Genomic DNA, 14,837 nt, shown 5'->3' on the forward strand with positions numbered 1-14,837 from the left:
TCTTCCGCAGGTCAAAGCAGCGGCTGGATGGCTGCGCAGACGCCCTTCAGCGCCTCTTCGACATTTGCGTCCGGCTTCCAGAGTGCGTCCATCTTCGGCGCCATCGCCGCGAATATCTGCGGGACCTTCTCATGTGCCGGGTGTACACGGCCCTTCACGATCGCGGCTGCGATACTCTTCATCTGGTCGGCAGGCACCAGCTTGTTGCTGTTGATGAAGGCGTCGCTCTCAAGAACCGACTTGCGTGCCGGCGGGAAGAACTGCGCCATGATGGCTACGTTCTCCTTCGTCGTCATCTCCGCCACAAGGTCGGCAGCGAGCTGCTTGTTCTTGCCCTGTTCAAAGACGACCAGCGCGGCCTGTCCAATGACCGGAGCCTCGCCTCCGGGACCGGTCGGGAGAGGCGCGATGCCCCACTTGAAGCCGGCCTCAGGCATCTTGGAGGCCCGCGATATCTGGTTGACCGTCATGGCGGAATTTCCGGAGAAATAGTCTCCCTGTTCGCCAGGCGGCACGATCGTCTTGTCCTTGAAGACCATGTCGTGAAGCTGCTGCACGGCAGCGACTGCCTCCGGCTTGTCGAAGCCGCATTGGCCATCGGCCCACATCTCGCCGCCATAGGCGCGGATCGGAGGCAGCACCGCATGCGTCATGCGTGATGCATAGCCTTCGCCATCCTTGAACTCGAACGCCCACTTGCCTGGGTTTGCCTCGACGAGCTTCTTCGACACTTCCTGGAACTTCTTCATGTCCCACTCGCCCTTCGCGGCGAGCGCGCCCGGGTCTTCGAGACCTGCTTTGTCGAACATGTCCTTGTTGTAGTAGATCATGAACGGCGAGGTTGAGAACGGGATGCCGTAGACGGTTTCACCATTCTGCCAGAGTGCCATCGCAGGCTGCGAGAAGTCGGCGAAATCATAGCCTTCGGCGGCCTTGACGGTCGGCCCGATATCCATCAGCAGGCCGGCGTTTTCGAAGGCGGGGGCTGCGTCTTCCATCATCCAGGCAGCATCCGGCGGATTGCCGCCGGCAACCTGGAAGGTCAGCTTCTGCGTATAGTCGGCGACGGGCACCGTCTCGAACTTCACGGAAACGCCGGGATGCTTGGCGATGAACTTTTCAGCGATGCCGTTCAGCATCTTGAGATGGGCTTCGCTGCCGGTCCAGACGGTCACGCGCAATTCCTGCGCGAGCGCTGCCCCGGACATCAGGCAAAGTGCCAGTGTGGAAGCAATTATTCCTGTTCGTGCACCTTTCATGGGTTCCTCCCCTTGGTGGTTAATCGTTATTGTTTATGTGTGCATGCGTAACGTTTGCGGACGGGCAGAAAGCCCCGTCATGCGGCTTCTCCCGGCAATGTTCCCGGAGCGTCGCCGATCGACCAGCCGCCATCGACGGGGATGTTCACGCCGGTGACGTAGGCGGCTGCATCGCTGCAGAGAAAGATGTAAGCGCCGACGAGATCCTCGGGTATGCCGTGGCGTCCGACCGGAATTTTGACGGCGACTGCGCGGCGGAATGCGGCGTCGCTGTAGCGGGGAGCTGTCGCTTCAGTCTCGATCGCGCCCGGCGATACGACGTTCATGGTCACGCCGCGCGGGGCAACGTCACGCGCCAGCGCCTGTATGGCTGTCAGCTGGGCAGATTTGAGCGAGGCGTAGACGATTGTTTCGGCGCGCGGACGGCTCGCCATGATGCTGCCTGTGGCAACGACGCGGCCCCAGCCGCGCTCGGCCATCGGCGGCACGAATTTGCGCGCGAGAGTAATCGGCGCCGTGAGATTGGAGGCGACATGCGCCTCGATATGCGCCGGATCGGCGTCGTGCCAGGGGAGGCGGCGCTCGATGGCGGCATTGGAAATGAGGATGTCTATTGGACCTGCGGCCGAGAGAACGTCATCGGCGAAGCTGTCGACAACGGCCGGCTTGGTGAAATCGGCCTCGAAGACGGGCGTGCTGCCTCCCACCTCGCGGGCAGTGGCCTCGGCGCCGCTGGCGTCGCCGAAATGGTGGATGACGATCTCGGCGCCCTGTGCTGCCAGGCCAAGTGCGACGGCGCGGCCGATGCCCGAACTGGCGCCGGTGACGAGCGCACGACGCCCCTCGAGTGAGAAGCGGCCTGCGCTCATTGGCGTCTGCCTTCGAGCTTGTCGGCGACTTCCAGAGAGGCGATGTCGGCGGCCTTGAAATGCGATTTGATCTTCGCTTCAGCAAGGTCGGCATCGCCGGCGGAGATTGCGTCGAGAATCTCTTCGTGGCGCCTGATCGTCTGTCGCCAGTCGGCATCGGTCCGGTTCGACCGCCGGGAGAACAGTTCGGAGACCTCGCGCTGCACCGAGCGAAGCCCTTCCATCTGAACACGTATCATCGTGTTTCCGGTCGCCATCGCCAGTCCGAGATGGAACAGGATGTCGGCCTCCGTGAAACCCGCGGGATCGAGCAGGGACGTCTTCATGTCCTCGATCGCCTGGGTCATGGTCTTCAACCCTTCGGGATCGCGGCGTTCGGCTGCAAGGCGAGCGATGCCGGTCTCGATGACGCGGCGCATTTCGTTGGCTTCCTGCAGGCTCTTCAGGCTGGAGCGGACCGCATAGCCGTAGATCCTCTCCATAGGCTCGCCGCTGATTGCCTTGGCTCGCGCCACCTTGCCTTGCTGGGTGAAGATCAATCCGGCGGCGGTCAGCTGGCGCAGCGCCTCGCGGGCGATCGGCTTGGACACGCCGAACTCACGCGCGATTTCGCCTTCGGGCGGCAAAGGCTCGCCGGGCTGGATGCGTCCGTCGAAGAGCGCTGCCGCAATTGCGTCTGACACGCTGTCAGCCAGGCGCAAGGGGCTTGCCTGCTTCGCTGAAAAGAACGGCTTCTTTGTTGTTGTCGCGGTCATTTGTTTTCCCAATTCAGGTTTGTTAGCACGACATCATAAAACTTAGCAACTAAGTTTATCAGTTGCCAAGCTGCTTGGCGATCGCTAGAACCGATCCATCGCACCTGCCGATAATACGGAACAGACGAAAAATCATGGACGTCGCGAGCCCCATAGTCTCAGACAAGATACGTATTACCGACGTTATCGCTCATCCTCTTACACAGAACCTGCCCAATCCCACCGTGACGTCGTGGGGTACCTATAGCCAGGTTTCGATCGTGCTGGTCGAGGTCAGGACGGACCAGGGGCTGGTCGGCGTTGGCGAAACGCTCGCGAGATTTGCACCCAAGGCCTATGCCGAACTGATCGAGACCTTGCTCAAGCCCCGGCTCGTTGGCCAGGATGCACGCGACATCCGTGGCCTGTGGCAGCAGATGCGCCGCGCGCTTTCCGGCCGGGCAGGCGGGATGCTGATCGAAGCGATTGCCGGCGTCGATATTGCGCTGTGGGACATACTGGGCAAGGCGGCGAATATGCCGATCGCAAAACTGCTCGGCGGCATGGGACGTGACAGGGTCGACGTCTATGCCGCCGCTGTGAACTGGATCGAAGACGACGCGGCTGACCGCGAACTCGAACGTTTCATCGCGGATGGATTTCCACGCATCAAGGTCAAGGTGGCCAAGCCGGTTCGCGATGCCTGCAGGCGCGTCGAGCGGCTGCGCAAGCGGGCAGGGGACCGGGTCGAACTCTGCGTCGATGCCAACTGGGCCTACAATCTCGAAGAGGCTGTCGAGGTCAGCAAGGCGCTGGCTGCAAACGGCTATTTCTGGTTCGAGGAACCGCTCGCGCCTGAAGACGAGGACGGCTATGAGGCGCTTCGTGCGCGCTCCGAAGTCCCGATCGCGGCAGGCGAAAGCAACTTCACCGTGGACCAGGCGCAGCGGCTGATAGCAAACCGCACGCTTTCCTACGTGCAGCCTGACGTCGCGCGCTCTGGCGGCATCTCCGAAACAATGCGGATTGCTCAATACGCCAACGTCCACAATATCGGCTATGCCCCGCATATCGGCATGTCCGGGATCGTCTGCGAAACCGCAAGCGTGCATCTGGCGGCGGCGATGCCGAACTTCAGGCTGCTGGAATGCGAATGCGACGGCAGCCCGTTCAAGACCGAACTTGCAGATCTGAAGCCCGGCTGCCTGCGCCAGAACGACGGCACTCTCGACGTGCCGGACAAACCGGGACTCGGCATCGAAATCGATTGGCAAGCCGTCGCCAGGCTCCGCACCGCATGAGGCACTCATCGTGACGTCCAAGAGCATTTCGGAAACCGCCGAAGCAATGCGCCTAGCGCTCCTGCGTGTCGACCCTGCGCTCAGCCGGTTCGATCCGCTTCCGCGCATAATTTCGCTGGATGACTTCTCGCGCGGCCATTGTGGTTGGTCGCAGCTGGTCGGCAATTACGAGGACCATCTCGACACGATGCTGCCGGGTTATGCCCAGCATTCGAGCGCAATGCTTTCGACACTCGGCCATTGGGAGGCTGGGTCGCATGGCGGCATGGATTCGTCCTATGCTCTGAAGATCGCAACCCGGCCAAAGCCCGGCGCGCAGAACGTGGCGATCAAGCGTCACACGTTCCGCAAGCGCGGTCCGATCCGGTTCGAGGCCTATTTCACCTTCAAGCCCGAGGCCAACGAGCTCAAGCTGTCGGAGACTGACGTCCGGTCCGTAGGCTTCCTCTTCGACCTGCAGGGGGGAGACCAGGATGCGGATGCGCAGCGTGTGATGCCGCATCTGCGCTTTCTCAACGCTGCCGACGGCAAGCACTGGCAGAAGTGGCAGTACAAGCGCGAGACGACGAAGTTCAAGGCGGTCGGCCCGGAGGATAAGACGTTGAGCCACTACCATCTCTCGCCGGATGGATGGCTCGACCTGCCCAATGCCGAACAGCGGCTTTGCTACAACGAGATTCCGACCAAGGTGAACTGGAGCTACCTGCGGTTTGATTTCGATCTTGAGACGATGAAAGCCACCGGCTTCCAGTGCAATGACCGAAATTTCGACCTTTCCGGCTTCGATTCGATCCGCATTCCCGCGATGAAGAACCTCTGGTGCATGCTCAACTTCTGCCTGTTCGTGGAGACCGACGTAGCCAAGCGGGCCTTCCTCTATGTCGACTCCATTTGCATCTCTGGAGACTTCTGATGCTGCCCGAAAACATAACTGCGGTCATTGCCCGCAACGAGCGGTGGACCGGCGAGGCGGCATGCGAGCCCTACGAGGCCGGGTGGGCGCGCGAGGCCGTCTTCTTCGTGCGCGCGATCAACCCGCCCATAGGCCCGGCCCCCATGGCCTGGGTGGAGATTTCGCCCGACGGCATGCGCTGGATTCGCGAAGGCGCGGAGTTCCGCATGCCTTCCGAGCGCGACGGTATCGCATGCGCTCGCATTGCGCATTTCGGCAACTGGCTGCGCGTCGCGACGAAATTCGAGGACGGCGCGGAATGCACCGTCCTTGTCACGCTTCACCTCAAGGCCTGATACCTTTTCACCCGAGATAAGCGCCTTGCGCGAGCAGTTCGCGGCGTATGTCCGCATAGTCGACATGGCGAGGCGTGCCGCGATTTCCGATCGATAGCGCTGCCGCGACGCCTGCCGCCTGGCCAAGTGCAAAGCATGGAGGCATGACGCGGATTGCGCTGAGCGCTTCGTGCGTTGCCGATACGGCCCGGCCCGAGACCAGCAGCCCATCATGGCGCTTCGGCACCATGACCCGGTAGGGGATCTGATAGACATTGGCGGTCGGCAACGCCTCGGCGGTGCCGCCGCCTGAGCCAGCAGGATCGTGAATGTCGAGCGGATAGCCGCAGAGTGCCACCACATCATCGAAGGCGCGTCCGCTGCGCAGGTCATCCAGCGTCAACTCGTAGTCGCCCTCGATGCGGCGTGTCTCACGAACGCCGATCTGCGTGGCAGTATCGCGCAGTTCCGCGTTCTCGAAGCCCGGCAGTTCCTCACGGAAGAAGCGCAGCAGCGCCATCGTCTGCTCGCGCCCCTGCATCTCGGCTTTCGTCAGGTCACCGGCGTCGGCGCCATTGAGCTTGAGCACGCGACCCGTATTGATGCGCCAGACACCAGGCTCCATCGTCTTGTAGAGCCCGATGCCGCGCCGTGGCGCGGGAAATCGGCCCGCGGCAGTCGCCGCAGCGACTATCGAGGCATAGGGGCGGAAGTCTTCGGGATGCGCTGCGACATAGGCCTCCACGGCGGCATCGTCGACATTCTGGACCCGGAAGAACAGCGTCTGCGGCTGTGCGAGGCCGTCGCTGTCGCGGCCGTGACGGGTGTGGACGCCGGCGTAGTGAGCAACGTCGCCGTCGGCCGAACAATCGACGACGATGCGCGCCCGCGCCGCGCGGAGGCCGCCTTTTCCGGCGCAGACGACGCCCAGCACGCGCGGATTGGCGATATCAGGATCATCGACGATCGCATCCACCACCATCGTGTGGAGCAGCAGATCGACGCCGGCCTCGACGCACATGCGCTGCGCGACGATCTTCGCGGCCTCGGGCTCGAAAGGCGTTACCTTGTCGTGGCCATAGACGATGAAGCCGCTATACGGCGAACCGGCTGGCACCTTGCTGGGATGCATGGCGCCGCCGACTTCTATCATGTTCTGCACGAATTCTTCGAAGACGCCGCGGATGAGCTGCTCCGACCCGTCGAGCGAGTAGGACGTCATGCATGGGCCAACAAGTCCGGCGGTGAGATTGCCGCCGAGAAAGCCGTAGCGTTCGACCAGTCGCACCCGCACGCCGAGACGCGCCGCAGCGATGGCTGCGGAAATTCCCGAGGGTCCGCCGCCGATGACGAGGACATCGACCTCGTCGAGTTCCGGGATATGCGACGAATAGGCGTATGTGCGTTCGGTCTGCAGCATCGTCGTCTCCAGGATCAGCGGAACATCGACCCGCCATCGACGTCGAGGGCGGAGCCATAGGTGAAGCTCGCGGCGTCGGAGCAAAGGAACATGATGGCGGCCGCCATGTCAGTCGGTCTTCCCATGCGCCGCATCGGGAGGTTTGCGGCAATGCGGTCCTTCAGCGCCTGGTCGATATGCGAATGCATGGGCGAATCGGTCGGGCCGGGATTCAGCGCGTTGATCCGCACTTTCTTGCCCGCCAGTTCGCGCGCCATCGATTTCACCAGCGACAGGGTTCCGGCTTTTGAGGCTGCGTATGCGGTATCGGCGATGAGCCCACCACCGCCACAGACGCCCGCGTCGGACGCAACACAGACGATGTTGCCGCCCTGCGGATTTTCGAGGAAGCGCTTCACGCCGGCCTGTACGGTGAAGAACGTGCCAAGCAGGTTAACGCCAAGCACGCGCTCCCAGTGCGCCCAGTCCTGTTCGAATATCCGCTTGGCGGTGATGACGGCGGCGCATGTCACCACATTGTCGAGACGCTCAAGCTTCTCGTCGCAATAGGCGAAGGCCTTCGAGATGCTGTCGGGATTGCTGACATCGACGGTCACGGCATGGATTTTCGCGCCACTTTCGCGCAGCGCTCCGGCATGCTGCTCCAGCCCCTTGGTGTCGCGGTCGCACATGATGACTTCGGCGCCTTTGGACGCGAATGCGCGTGCGGTTTCGAGCCCCATGCCGCTGGCCGCGCCGGTAATCAATACGGACCGACCGGCGAAGGCGTCGTTTGCGAATGTGGCGTAGTTATCAGTCATATCCACTCCATTGATGTCGGGAATTGCGGCCGCTCAGGCCAAGTAGAGGCTGCCATTCACGTTGAGAGTGGGTGGCGTTGATGTAGCTGTCATTGGTCGAAGGCGAAGAACCGAGGCGACGTTTTCATACGACAGACAACTTAGCTGCTAAGTTGAGTAGTTGTAAAGTAGGTCTGTGTCGTCCTCGGCGGATCGACTGAATGCCGGGTGGACAGCAGCGCAACGGGCGAGGGAGCGCGGCCTGAACACCGCCGAAAGTCATGTCGAAAAGCGCTTGCAGAGGTTCCGCCACCCTGCGGCCTGATAGCCGTACTCGACGGGCATCCGGCAACCCTGGCATGGCTTGGGTCGGTGCGTGGGCATCGCACGCGGTCACTGAGTGTCGGGCATTTTCGGCCAAACCGGAACGATCGCCGATCTCTAAAGGCGTCATGAGATAGATGCCGCAGGCATCCTGAAAGCTGCCGAGGTGCTTATTCCGGGCAGGCCCATTCGTCATGGGTTAGGTATTCTGAGTCCAACTAATCATACGTGACTGCGCCCGTCCGTGTGTTTCAAAACCTCACGATCCGGGCGCGCCAAACGTGCTTCTGCAGGCTGTTGCGGTCATCGACGATCGACCGCGGTGTCAGCCTCTATTGCATGCGGGCGGCCGCTTGCCGAACAAGTTCCATCCGACGCTGTTTGGCGACCTTGATCCGGTCTTGTGAGATAGCCAGGACTGCCGGCGAGGCGGTGTCGGGGGAGCCCGCATTGAACGGCGGTTGCGGATTGTATTCGAGCCGTAACTGGATCGTCTCCGCCGCCGTCGGATCCACCAGATGCGCAATAACGGTGAGTGCGAGATCGATACCAGCAGTCACGCCGCCTCCGGTCAGCCGGTTGCGGTCGACGCAAACCCTCTCGCGGGAAAGCTCAACGCCCAGCAGAGGCAGGGCTTCGCGAGCGCTCCAGTGCGTGGCTGCCCGGTATCCCTTCAACAAACCCGCGGCGGCAAGCACGAGGGATCCAGTACAGACCGATGTGACGAATCTTGCGCCTTCGGCCTGCCTGCGCAGGAAATCCAGAACCTCATCGTCACCCAACAGATCGTCCGTGCCGTAGCCGCCGGGCACGCAGATCACGTCGAGCTGCGGGCAGTCGGCGAAGGTGGACGTCGGCGGAATACGCAACGGCGTATCGCTCTGCACAGGCTCTAGTGTCTTCCACACGAGATGGACTTTCGCACCAGGCAGACTCGAAAAGACCTGAAGCGGCCCGGTCATGTCCAACTGGGTAACAAGGGGGAAGACCAGCAAGCCGATCTGTAGGGAATTGGACATTGGTAACCTCTGATTGAAACTTGACATGGGGAATTTGCCATGATTTGCCTTTATCCAAAATGCCATAGTTCCCTTAATTACGGACATTGAACTTGATCGCCATTCTGATCTTTCCGGGCTTCCAGCTGCTCGATGCATCCGGCCCCGCATCCGTCTTCGAGTTGGCGCAACGTTTCGCCCAAACCGGACCAAACGTGTGCATGGTGGCGGCGCGTCCGGGTCCGGTGAGGAGTTCAGCCGGTATCGAGCTGGTGGCGTCGGGGTTAAAAGATGACGGCTCTATCTCAACGCTCATCGTTGCAGGCGGGTTGGGCGTGGAAGAGGCTGCGGATTGCAGCAAGACGCTGTCTTTCGTGCAGCGCCTTTCCGAACGGGGTGCGCGCATAGCTAGCGTCTGTTCGGGTGCCTACGTCCTGGCAGCCGCGGGCCTCCTGAATGGCCGAAAGGCGACGACACACTGGTCACGGACGCAGGACTTCGTCTCGCGGTATCCCGAAGTGCGATTGGACCCCGACCGGATATTCCTGAACGAAGGTAATATCTGGACCTCTGCCGGAATCACCGCCGGTATCGATCTTGCACTGGCGATGGTTTCCGAAGATTTCGGCGAGAAGGTCGCAAAGAGCGTCGCCCGACAGCTTGTGCTATACCATCGCCGCAGTGGTGGGCAGTCGCAATTCTCGTCATTGCTGGAACTGAAGACGCCGAACGGGCGCTTCGGGCCGTTGTTGTCGTGGGTGCGTGAGAACCTCGACAAGCCACTCAACGTGGAAACGCTTGCCGAGCGCGCGGGCATCAGCCCCCGCCATTTCGCGCGGGTGTTCACCGCCGAAACGGGGTGCACACCATCGAAGGCGATCGAGAGATTGCGGCTCGAAGTGGCCCGCGAGCGGGTGCAGTCGTCGGGCGAACTGATTGAGCGCGTCGCGGAGACCACCGGCTTCGGGGATGCCGAGAGGATGCGGCGTGCTTTTGTCCGCGCATTCGGCCATCCCCCGCAATCCGTGCGCCGGGAATCCCGCACTGGCTAGGTTGCAGAGCCTAAGAGGGTGTCTTCGTATCGCCAAATGTGAGAGCCGGGCTTGGCCTGACGCCGGATCTCACGCTTGCAGCCGCCGGGCAGATATCGCGGGGCTAATTTGGTAGGCACCCTGGGCCAAACTCGGCCTATGCCGAACACCTTTAAGCCTTTCTGGAGATGAGATGCACTTCCGCCCTGGCATGGCAGGAATTGATGGAAATCCGGCATTGCGGATATCTGACGTCGGATTTAACCTTCCAACCATAGGCAAAAAATTGCCGAGCAAGTCCAGGCTGGCGCACGATGGCCGTGCGTGCCGAGGACCGCAAAAGCGGGCTCTATAATGGGAACAAGAATGAAGATGCCGAAGGAATTCACTTGCCTTTCTTGCAGTGCGAACGGCAGTGACTCGCTCACCGCTCCCGCCACCTCTCTTTCCGTAAGGGACGTATCTGCGGCGGTGCGCTCAGCGACCAATTAGGCCCGCTCACAGACCTTGCCAGCCCGAGTTCGGTCGTTGCCGCAAAACTAACCTCTGTGGATTTCTAGGCGCTGGGCAAGTCGCTCAACGACGGGATTATTGCGGCCGACCATCAGAACAAGGCCGATGTCGGCAGCCAGATCGCCCGCAGCTGGTGTGAGGCGGAAGGCCTGGACGTCGTCGTAGGCATCGGCACCTCCGCTGTGGGCTGGCAGTTCAGGCGCTGTCGGGCGAAAGAGCAAGCTCGTTACTCTGCGCCCCAACATATTTTTCAGACCATTCTGCGCGGGAAATTTTCCGCCACACGCCCGTTCGACCAGACACGCGGCGAACGACAGATCACGCAATCACCTGCCAGAAAAGGAGAGGTCATGCTGACCCCATCGCAAATCGACGCCGCCATTTCCCAGAACTGGGAACGCCAGATCGAATGGCTGCGGACCCTGACGCAGTTTCCCAGCGAACGCGGCCTTGAAGGGCCCTGCCAGGACTGGATCGCCGGCTCGTTCCGCGAACGCGGATGGAACGTCGACCGCTACATGCTGTCGGATGTAGCGATGAGCACGCTGCCAGGTTATTCGCCGGTCACCGATACGGATTACGAAAAGGCGGTGCAGGTGGTCGCGGCCATTCGCGCTCCGAAACCGGTTGGCCGCAGCCTTATCCTCCAGGGCCATGTCGATGTGGTGCCGACTGGACCGCTGGAGATGTGGTCGCATGCGCCCTACGGCGGGGAGATCGTCGATGGCAAGCTCTATGGGCGCGGCACCTGCGACATGAAATCCGGCGTAGCCGCCATGGTCTTCGCACTCGATGCCTTGCGCACCGCTGGTTACCTGCCGGGAAGCGACGTCTATGTGCAGACGGTGACGGAGGAGGAATCCACCGGCAACGGCGCTCTGTCGACATTGGCGCGAGGTTATCGTGCCAATGCTTGCCTCATCCCCGAGCCAACCGGCTTGCGTATCGGCCGCGGCCAGATCGGTGTCATGTGGTTCCGCCTGTCGGTGAAGGGCATTCCGGCCCACGTCGTCGACAGCGATCAGGGCACCAATGCCATCCTCTCCACCTATCGCCTGATCGAGGCGCTGCAGGCCTTCACCCTGGAACTCAACGATCGGGTCAAATCCCATCCCTGGTATTCGAAGCTCAGTTCGCCGATTAATTTCAATCCTGGCAAAATCCGAGGGGGCGACTGGGCAAGCTCGACACCCGCCTGGTGTGAATTGGATTGCCGCATCGCCGTGCTACCCGGCACGCCGCTGGACGTTTTCCGCCAGGAGATCATCGATGTAGTGATGAAGGCGGCCGCCGCAGACCCCTTCCTGGCAGCCAATCCGCCCGAGGTCATCTGGAACGGTTTCCAGGCCGATGACTACATTCTGGAGCCTGGCGGCGAATTCGAGACGGCGGTGCGCGCCGCTCATCTGGCGACGACCGGCCAAGACGCTGAAGACTGGCTGATCACCGGCGTCACCGACAGCCGTTTCTACGGCCGCTATTACGACATTCCGAGCCTCTGCTACGGCGCCAGAGGCCTGCGCGCCCATGGCTTTGACGAATATGTCGAGCTGGAGAGCGTCAGGCAGACCACTCGCGTCATCGCCGATTTCATCCAACGCTGGTGTGGCCTTCGGGCGATCTGAGAGGGAAGGGCATCATGATAGACCGGAAATCGCAGTCGACCCGCGCCGCCATCGGCTCGTTCGTCGGCACCACCATTGAATGGTATGACTTCTACATTTACGGCTTCGCTGCAGCCTTGGTCTTCGGGCCGCTGTTCTTTACCGGGGCCTCGCCGTATATCGCGACGCTGTCGGCTTTTGGCACCTTTGCGGTTGGCTTCTTCGCCCGGCCGCTTGGCGGACTGATCTTCGGCCATCTCGGCGACCGAATGGGCCGTAAGAACATACTGGTCATCACGCTTGTCATGATGGGCTGCGCTACGGCTCTGATCGGCCTGCTGCCGACTTATGCCGAAATCGGCTTCTGGGCGCCGGTGCTGTTGGTCGCGCTGCGCGTCTTGCAGGGGATCGCGGTCGGAGGTGAGTGGGGCGGGGCAGTGCTTTTGGCGGCCGAACATGCCCCGAAGGGGCGACAGACCTTCTTCGCCTCGTTCGCCCAACTCGGCAGCCCCGCCGGCCTGGTGCTGGCGTTGCTTGCCTTCCGCGTTGCCGGGCTCGTCGACTCGGAGGTATTCCTGAGCTGGGGTTGGCGCGTGCCCTTCCTGGTCAGTATCGCGCTGCTCGTCGTTGGCCTCGTTATCCGCCTCAACATCGAGGAAACGCCGGAATTCGAAGCGATGAAGAAAAGTGCCCAGACCTCCGCCATGCCAGCGGCGGAAGTTTTCCGCGACTGGCGCAGCGCTATCTTCCTCGCGATGGGTGCCAACACCTTCGGCATTGCGGCAGTCTACTTCTACAACACCTTCCTCGTCACCTACGCTACGCAATATGCCGGCATTGATCGCTCGACCATTCTCGAAGCATTGTTCTGGACGGCGATCGCGCAATTCCTCTTCCAGCCGCTCGGCGCCCGCATTTCCGAGAAAATGGGCAATGAGGGGCTATTCTTGAAAATTTGCTTAGCCGGTGCGATGCTGACGCCCTATCCTCTGTTCATGGTCGTCGAAACCGGCAATTACGCGCTGATTCAGATCGGTCTGATCGTCAATATCATCTTCGGCGCCTTCTCCTATGCCGTCATCGCCGGCTATATCTCGCAGATATTCCCTGCAAGGGTGCGCTACAGCGCGATCTCTATCGCCTATCAGTTCTGCGCGGCGCTTGCCGGCGGCCTAACTCCCGTGCTGGGTACGGTGCTGGCGCAAGAGTTCAAGGGGGAGTGGTGGCCGCTTGCCGTCTTCGCCAGCGCCCTTGCCGGTGTCTCGTTCGTCTGCGTCTCGCTGCTTGATAGATATCGACGAGGGGAATTGGGACAGAGATGGAGCGGGCAGAAAAGTGGGAACGAGGAAGTCGAGGCGTGATTTCCGTTAGGAAACCGACCTGCAGAAACCATCCATTGTTTGCTGATCGACCAAACGCCGTCTGGCCTTAACGTGCAAGCAGGGCATCGAGGCACGACCTTCACCCCGCAGCGAAAGCCGGAAGCACGATGGTGGCAACGACATCTTCGTTGCCACCATTAGGAAGTTTGCTATCCGCCAACACTTTTTTCAGCGACGTGCTAAGGATTGAAATCTCCAGGCGAACACGATGCTTTGATTGATCAAACCGCCTGATCTTGGAACGCCTTGGACATCAGCATCGAGTGTATGAGTGCCGCGCGCGGCGCGATGGTCGAGACGAGGATGTGCTCATGAACCGCGTGGGCGCCGGCGCCATTCAAGCCAAATCCGTCGAGCACAGGAACGCCGAGCGCCGCCAGGAAGTTGCCGTCGGAGCCACCGCCGCGCGAGGTTTCGCCAAGATCGAGGCCGAGCGCTGCGCCGAGTGCCTTTGTGGCATCGTAGAGGCGGGCAACTTGCTTGGTCTTCGCGAAAACCGGCCGGTTGAGTTCGCCGGTGATTTCGAGTTCGACGTCCGGCGTTACCGCCTTGCGGGCCGTAAGCTCGCGCAGCAAGCGGTCGGCGCTTTCCGGGCAGGTCGCGCGCATATCGACACCGAACGTCGCGAAAGCGGGAACCACGTTGAGGCGGGTTCCACCCTGGAATGTCCCCACGTTGAACGAGGAACCTTCGTTATTGTTGTTCATCGCTTCGATCGCAACGATCTGGTGAGCGAGTTCGTGGATAGCGCTGCGCCCGTCAGACAGGTTGCCGCCTGCATGGGACGAACGGCCATGCGCTGTGAAGGTAAAGAACGCGACGCCCTTGCGGGCGGTGATCAGCGTACCGGGATCGCCAAAGGCCGGTTCCGGGATCAGGTTGAAAAACGCCTCGGAGCCGATCTCCTCGATTGTGGCGCGGGAAGCCCCGCTACCGGTTTCCTCGTCGCCATTCAGGTAGACGACGATCGGGCGCGGCGGCACCAGCCCTTGGCTTGCAATACGGCGCAGTGTTTCGGTTGCAAGGAAAGAGCCGGCCTTCATATCGAAGATGCCCGGTCCATAGACCTTGTCGCCCTCGCGTTTTACCGGCATGTTTTCCAGCGTGCCGGCAGCCCAGACAGTGTCGATATGACCCAGGAGCGCGACCGGTTTGCCGCTCGATCCCTCAGGCGCATAGGTGAGCACGAGCTGGCCGGCGCCTCTCTCGCAGGCGGGAATTCGCCGCCGCTCGACCGGGAGCCCCTCGAAACTTGCTTCCACATGGTCGTAGAAGATGTCGATCAAGTCGTGCCGTTCGGACGGGGTTTCGAACTTTACCCAGCGGATGATCCCTTCGAGAAAGGCTTCCGCGTCGATATCCTTGGGCTGAATGATGTTGTCGTACTGCATTGATT

Annotated in this window: 14 protein-coding genes and 1 pseudogene; 7 read left to right on the forward strand and 8 right to left on the reverse strand. The window is 61.4% G+C overall.

What is annotated here, in order from left to right:
- Positions 1–11: 11 nt before the first annotated feature.
- The 3 genes from BM413_RS09080 to BM413_RS09090 form a co-directional block, all read right to left on the reverse strand.
- Complete coding sequence (locus BM413_RS09080) at positions 12–1,259, reverse strand: ABC transporter substrate-binding protein (RefSeq protein ID WP_091912543.1); 1,248 nt, start codon at positions 1,257–1,259, stop codon at positions 12–14.
- 77 nt (positions 1,260–1,336) lie between these two features.
- Positions 1,337–2,128, reverse strand: a complete 792-nt coding sequence (locus BM413_RS09085; RefSeq protein ID WP_091912544.1) for an SDR family NAD(P)-dependent oxidoreductase — start codon at positions 2,126–2,128, stop codon at positions 1,337–1,339.
- A complete protein-coding gene (locus tag BM413_RS09090) occupies positions 2,125–2,883 on the reverse strand; it encodes a FadR/GntR family transcriptional regulator (protein ID WP_091912546.1) in 759 nt (252 codons plus the stop codon). Before BM413_RS09090 ends, BM413_RS09085 begins: the two co-directional genes overlap by 4 nt.
- A 134-nt stretch (positions 2,884–3,017) precedes the next feature.
- On the opposite strand from BM413_RS09090, the gene BM413_RS09095 reads away from it, so the two are divergent.
- From BM413_RS09095 to BM413_RS09105, 3 genes are read left to right on the forward strand one after another with little or no spacing between them, the layout of a single operon-like run.
- Complete coding sequence (locus BM413_RS09095) at positions 3,018–4,163, forward strand: mandelate racemase/muconate lactonizing enzyme family protein (protein WP_091912548.1); 1,146 nt, start codon at positions 3,018–3,020, stop codon at positions 4,161–4,163.
- A 46-nt stretch (positions 4,164–4,209) separates the two neighbouring features.
- Positions 4,210–5,076 (forward strand): DUF6772 family protein, encoded by an 867-nt coding sequence (locus BM413_RS09100; RefSeq protein WP_091912854.1) that lies wholly within the window; start codon positions 4,210–4,212, stop codon positions 5,074–5,076.
- A complete protein-coding gene (locus BM413_RS09105) occupies positions 5,076–5,411 on the forward strand; it encodes a hypothetical protein (protein ID WP_091912550.1) in 336 nt (111 codons plus the stop codon). The genes BM413_RS09100 and BM413_RS09105 overlap by 1 nt, the downstream gene beginning before the upstream one ends.
- Before the next feature lie 7 nt (positions 5,412–5,418).
- Here the strand turns inward: BM413_RS09105 and BM413_RS09110 are convergent, their stop codons facing one another.
- Together BM413_RS09110 and BM413_RS09115 are read right to left on the reverse strand one after the other, a co-directional pair.
- Positions 5,419–6,810, reverse strand: coding sequence for an FAD-dependent oxidoreductase (locus BM413_RS09110; RefSeq protein ID WP_091912552.1), 1,392 nt, complete (start codon positions 6,808–6,810; stop codon positions 5,419–5,421).
- 14 nt (positions 6,811–6,824) lie between these two features.
- Entirely contained in the window at positions 6,825–7,610 is a 786-nt protein-coding gene (locus BM413_RS09115; RefSeq protein ID WP_091912554.1) for an SDR family NAD(P)-dependent oxidoreductase, read from the reverse strand.
- Positions 7,611–7,791: 181 nt separating this feature from the next.
- Here BM413_RS09115 and BM413_RS33560 point away from each other — a divergent pair.
- A pseudogene (locus BM413_RS33560) lies at positions 7,792–8,145 on the forward strand (transketolase); the annotation flags it as partial.
- Positions 8,146–8,245: 100 nt separating this feature from the next.
- Here BM413_RS33560 and BM413_RS09125 read toward each other — a convergent pair.
- Positions 8,246–8,932 carry a DJ-1/PfpI family protein gene (locus tag BM413_RS09125; protein WP_091912856.1) on the reverse strand — a complete coding sequence of 229 codons (687 nt, stop codon included), beginning with the start codon at positions 8,930–8,932 and terminating at the stop codon, positions 8,246–8,248.
- 92 nt (positions 8,933–9,024) lie between these two features.
- On the opposite strand from BM413_RS09125, the gene BM413_RS09130 reads away from it, so the two are divergent.
- Positions 9,025–9,963 carry a GlxA family transcriptional regulator gene (locus BM413_RS09130; RefSeq protein WP_091912858.1) on the forward strand — a complete coding sequence of 313 codons (939 nt, stop codon included), beginning with the start codon at positions 9,025–9,027 and terminating at the stop codon, positions 9,961–9,963.
- A gap of 518 nt (positions 9,964–10,481) precedes the next feature.
- Here the strand turns inward: BM413_RS09130 and BM413_RS09135 are convergent.
- Positions 10,482–10,781 carry a hypothetical protein gene (locus tag BM413_RS09135; protein WP_139238568.1) on the reverse strand — a complete coding sequence of 100 codons (300 nt, stop codon included), beginning with the start codon at positions 10,779–10,781 and terminating at the stop codon, positions 10,482–10,484.
- A 24-nt stretch (positions 10,782–10,805) separates the two neighbouring features.
- On the opposite strand from BM413_RS09135, the gene BM413_RS09140 reads away from it, so the two are divergent.
- Together BM413_RS09140 and BM413_RS09145 are read left to right on the forward strand one after the other, a co-directional pair.
- Positions 10,806–12,080, forward strand: a complete 1,275-nt coding sequence (locus BM413_RS09140; RefSeq protein ID WP_091912558.1) for an ArgE/DapE family deacylase — start codon at positions 10,806–10,808, stop codon at positions 12,078–12,080.
- 14 nt (positions 12,081–12,094) lie between these two features.
- Positions 12,095–13,420: an MFS transporter gene (locus tag BM413_RS09145; RefSeq protein ID WP_091912560.1), complete on the forward strand. Its 1,326-nt coding sequence runs from the start codon at positions 12,095–12,097 to the stop codon at positions 13,418–13,420.
- Between the two features lie 242 nt (positions 13,421–13,662).
- Here BM413_RS09145 and BM413_RS09150 read toward each other — a convergent pair whose 3' ends face one another.
- The gene (locus tag BM413_RS09150) at positions 13,663–14,832 is read right to left on the reverse strand and encodes a M20 family metallopeptidase (RefSeq protein ID WP_175544286.1); all 1,170 of its coding nucleotides are present in this window, start codon (positions 14,830–14,832) and stop codon (positions 13,663–13,665) included.
- Positions 14,833–14,837 lie beyond the last annotated feature (5 nt).

The sequence above is a fragment of the Mesorhizobium sp. YR577 genome, assembly GCF_900116595.1.
Taxonomy (GTDB): domain Bacteria; phylum Pseudomonadota; class Alphaproteobacteria; order Rhizobiales; family Rhizobiaceae; genus Mesorhizobium_M.

Excerpts from the sequence above, each read along its gene's own strand:
- BM413_RS09080 (WP_091912543.1), bottom strand. The coding sequence starts at position 1,259 with ATGAAAGGTGCACGAACAGGAATAATTGCTTCCACACTGGCACTTTGC.
- BM413_RS09085 (WP_091912544.1), bottom strand. The coding sequence starts at position 2,128 with ATGAGCGCAGGCCGCTTCTCACTCGAGGGGCGTCGTGCGCTCGTCACC.
- BM413_RS09090 (WP_091912546.1), bottom strand. The coding sequence starts at position 2,883 with ATGACCGCGACAACAACAAAGAAGCCGTTCTTTTCAGCGAAGCAGGCA.
- BM413_RS09095 (WP_091912548.1), top strand. The coding sequence starts at position 3,018 with ATGGACGTCGCGAGCCCCATAGTCTCAGACAAGATACGTATTACCGAC.
- BM413_RS09100 (WP_091912854.1), top strand. The coding sequence starts at position 4,210 with ATGCGCCTAGCGCTCCTGCGTGTCGACCCTGCGCTCAGCCGGTTCGAT.
- BM413_RS09105 (WP_091912550.1), top strand. The coding sequence starts at position 5,076 with ATGCTGCCCGAAAACATAACTGCGGTCATTGCCCGCAACGAGCGGTGG.
- BM413_RS09110 (WP_091912552.1), bottom strand. The coding sequence starts at position 6,810 with ATGCTGCAGACCGAACGCACATACGCCTATTCGTCGCATATCCCGGAA.
- BM413_RS09115 (WP_091912554.1), bottom strand. The coding sequence starts at position 7,610 with ATGACTGATAACTACGCCACATTCGCAAACGACGCCTTCGCCGGTCGG.
- BM413_RS09125 (WP_091912856.1), bottom strand. The coding sequence starts at position 8,932 with ATGTCCAATTCCCTACAGATCGGCTTGCTGGTCTTCCCCCTTGTTACC.
- BM413_RS09140 (WP_091912558.1), top strand. The coding sequence starts at position 10,806 with ATGCTGACCCCATCGCAAATCGACGCCGCCATTTCCCAGAACTGGGAA.
- BM413_RS09145 (WP_091912560.1), top strand. The coding sequence starts at position 12,095 with ATGATAGACCGGAAATCGCAGTCGACCCGCGCCGCCATCGGCTCGTTC.
- BM413_RS09150 (WP_175544286.1), bottom strand. The coding sequence starts at position 14,832 with ATGCAGTACGACAACATCATTCAGCCCAAGGATATCGACGCGGAAGCC.